The sequence below is a fragment of the Streptomyces sp. NPDC057654 genome (assembly GCF_042800135.1).
Taxonomy (GTDB): domain Bacteria; phylum Actinomycetota; class Actinomycetes; order Streptomycetales; family Streptomycetaceae; genus Streptomyces.
In genome coordinates this window covers 1-3,039 of sequence record NZ_JBHVHQ010000109.1, presented here as the reverse complement: position 1 = coordinate 3,039, position 3,039 = coordinate 1, and the positions used below count along the sequence as shown (strand labels likewise).

The following is a 3,039-nucleotide window of genomic DNA, read 5'->3' as shown; positions in this document are numbered from 1 at the left end:
CCTGCTCGCCGAAGACACGGGCGGCCCGGCGGTCGGTCGCCTCGAACCCGGAGCCGGTGCCGAGCGCGTGCACCAGGTAGTACGCGACCTCGACGCCGCGCAGCGCGGCGCCGATCGAGTCGGCGTCGGTGACGTCGCCGCGTACGGTCTCGACCTGATCGGACCAGGGGTGGTCGCGCAGCTTCTCCGGGGAACGGGCGACGCATCGCACCCGGTGCCCGGCCGCCAGCAGCTCGGGTACGAGCCGGCCGCCGATGTACCCCGTGGCGCCCGTCACCAGGCAGCGCCGCGATCCGCCCTCACTCATGGTCTCCGCCGTCCGTCACTCGCTTCCGCCTGATCCCCTTACGCCCACCGTCCCCCGGCGGCGGCGTTTCCGCCTCCCGGGCGGCTGAGTGGCGCGGCGCGCGCTCGGGCCCTGGCGTAGGGCCCGAGGTCCGAGGCCCGACGGCTTCAGGAGAAGACGACCGAACGCACCTTCAGCCGCTCGGAGCCGCCGCCGGTGTGCGGGCGCAGGGAGAAGTACTCCCCGCCCGCGCAGTTGGCGTGCAGGAAGACCGTAGCCGTCCGGTCGGTCCGGTTCTTCGGCGAGTGGCCGGGCGGCAGGGTGTCGGACCCGACGCCGTTCAGGTTGATGCACTTCCCGCTGCGCGGGTCGTTGAGGAACCCGACGGCCTCGTACCCCTCGGTGGTCTTGTACGTGTACCGGAACTGCCCTTCGGCGGCGGAGGCGGAGCCGGGTACGACGGCGAGCAGCGCGAGCCCGCTGATGACGGCGGCCGAGACGGTTCGAATGCGCACGAGGGCAACCCCTTTGAGTCGAGTCGGTTCGAGTTGGTTCGAGTCGGTGATACGGCCTTTCGACGCTGCCCAAGTCAGGGTGCGAAAAGCCCCGGCTCACCCGAAGGGGTCAAGCAGAATCGTCCCTGCTCACCCATACGGCCCATCGCCGGGCCCGGCTCCCACCGAAAGCTGCCAGTCCGACGCCGCTTCCCTCAGCGCGTCGAGCCCGCGGGCGATCACGGGCACGCCGCTGCTTCCGCGCCGGACGCAGGCCACCACCCTGCGTACGGGCATGGGTTCGCCGTGCAGCCGGACCCGTACGACATCGAAACCGTCGGGGAGACTCGCGAGCCGCGGCACGAGACAGATCCCGAACCCCTGCGCGACCAGCGCCGCCACCGCGCTCCAGTCGACCGCGTTGTGCTTGACCCGAGGCGCGAACCCAGCCGAAGCGCACGCCGTGACGAACAACCGATGCTGATCGCGCGGGTCGCCTGCCCGCAGCCAGTCCTCCCCGGCGGCGTCCGCCAGCGCGACGGAGCCCGCCGCGGCGAAGGGGTGGAGCCTGGGAACGAGCAGATCCTGGGGCTCTACGAGCAGAGGGTGCTGCTCGAAGCGTTCGTCGTCGGGCGCCGGGGCGCCCGGCGCGGGGATGACGACGGCGATGTCCGTACGGTCCATGAGCAGCAGGTGGAACCGGTCCTCGTCAGGGTCTTCGCCGATCTCGAACGACATCCGCGGATACCGCCGCCGCAGCTCCGCGACCGCCGGCGCCACCACCGCGGCCAACGCCGTCGCCACCCCGCACACCCGCAACTCCCCGGCCCCGCCCTCCCGATGCCTGGCCAGGTCCCCGCTCGCGCGCTCCCATTGCGCGAACAGGGTGTGAGCATGGCCGAGCAGCGTCCGCGCGGCAGCCGTGAGCCGCACATTGCGCCCGTAATGCTCCAACAACTCCACGCCGAGGTCCGTGGAGAGCTGACGCAACTGCTGAGAGACGGAGGAGGGGGAGAGATGCAGAACGGCCGCGGCGGCGGTGATGGTCTTCTCCTCGTTCAGGACGCGGAGGGTCTGGAGCCGGGGATCAATCATTCGGCTACACAACACGATGCTGTGCGGAAAGATTCGATGGACCCGGAAGGTCATTCCGGTGAGACTGATCACATGACATCAACGACCGCATCTGGGCGCGTAATTCGCGGCGAATGGAATCCACAGCGGGATAAGCCACAGCGGGGTAAGACCTTCACTCCATATGGGACTTCATGACCGAGTCCATAATCGCCGGAATGTGGGCGGGGTACGGACTTGCCGTTCCCGTGGGCGCGGTAGCGGTACTCATGATCAACACAACGGCCCGCACGTCGTTCCGAGTAGGCGCCGCCGCTGCCATGGGCGCCACCACGGCCGACGCGCTCTACGCCGTGGCGGCCGTACTGGGCGGAAGCGCGCTGGCCACCGCGATCGCGCCGCTCGCCGGACCGCTGCGTTTCGCTGCCGCCGTGATCCTTATCGGAATGGCCATCCGCACCGCAGCCCCGGCATTCAAGCGCCACCACAGCATCGAGGGGTCCCCGAAGGGCGCAGCGCCAGGGGCGAACCCCCTGCGCTCCTACCTCACCTTCCTCGGCCTGACGGCATTGAACCCATGGCCGGCCATTTACTTCGTGGCGCTTTTCCTGGGGCGGCAATCCCATGTAGGCAGTACCCCACCGGAAGAAATCGCGTACGTCACCGCCATCGTCGCGGCCTCCGGCAGCTGGCAACTCCTCCTGGCCGGAGGGGGCGCGCTACTGGGCCGCTTCCTTACGAGCCGGAGAGGTCGCTTCGCCACCGCGCTGTTGTCCAGTGCCCTTATCGCTGCGCTGGCGATAAACATCGCTGTCGCGGGATAGCGGGGACCTTCCGGCCCGCGCCACCAGAAGGCTGACGCCGGAAGCTGCTGAGTTTTGAACTCGGGGTGTTGTAGCTGTTGGTAGAGGCAGGTTGCCGCGGTGTGCCGTGTATGTGAGGTGCATGAGGTACGCGCAGGGTGGCGGTCTGTCGAACGAGTGCGGGTTTCGTCTCGGGCCTTTCGGGCCCGGAGCGCGGGCGGTGGTTGGGTGAGGCGGGGCGGCTGTCGGTTCGCTGACTGCTGCTCGGCGGGTGGCCGGGGTTGAGGCTGGCTGCTGCCGCGATGGGGTGGGGGTGGGTGCTGCGGCTGATGTTGGGTGGGGCGGTATTGCGCTCGGCCGGGTGCGGGTTTCGTCTCGGACC

The 3,039-nt window shown here is 69.5% G+C and carries 4 protein-coding genes; 1 reads left to right on the top strand and 3 read right to left on the bottom strand.

Annotation, left to right across the window (positions count from 1 at the left end; translation table 11 throughout):
* The 3 genes from ACFU99_RS11735 to ACFU99_RS11725 form a co-directional block, all read right to left on the bottom strand.
* The coding region (locus ACFU99_RS11735) for an SDR family NAD(P)-dependent oxidoreductase (RefSeq protein WP_384389412.1) at positions 1-307 on the bottom strand (307 nt) is incomplete at its 3' end.
* Positions 308-453: 146 nt separating this feature from the next.
* The gene (locus tag ACFU99_RS11730; RefSeq protein ID WP_384389409.1) at positions 454-801 is read right to left on the bottom strand and encodes a hypothetical protein; all 348 of its coding nucleotides are present in this window, start codon (positions 799-801) and stop codon (positions 454-456) included.
* 129 nt (positions 802-930) lie between these two features.
* On the bottom strand, positions 931-1,875 hold the full coding sequence (locus tag ACFU99_RS11725; protein ID WP_384389407.1) for a LysR family transcriptional regulator: 945 nt from the start codon (positions 1,873-1,875) through the stop codon (positions 931-933).
* Positions 1,876-2,048: 173 nt separating this feature from the next.
* On the opposite strand from ACFU99_RS11725, the gene ACFU99_RS11720 reads away from it, so the two are divergent.
* On the top strand, positions 2,049-2,678 hold the full coding sequence (locus tag ACFU99_RS11720; protein WP_384389404.1) for a LysE family transporter: 630 nt from the start codon (positions 2,049-2,051) through the stop codon (positions 2,676-2,678).
* Positions 2,679-3,039 lie beyond the last annotated feature (361 nt).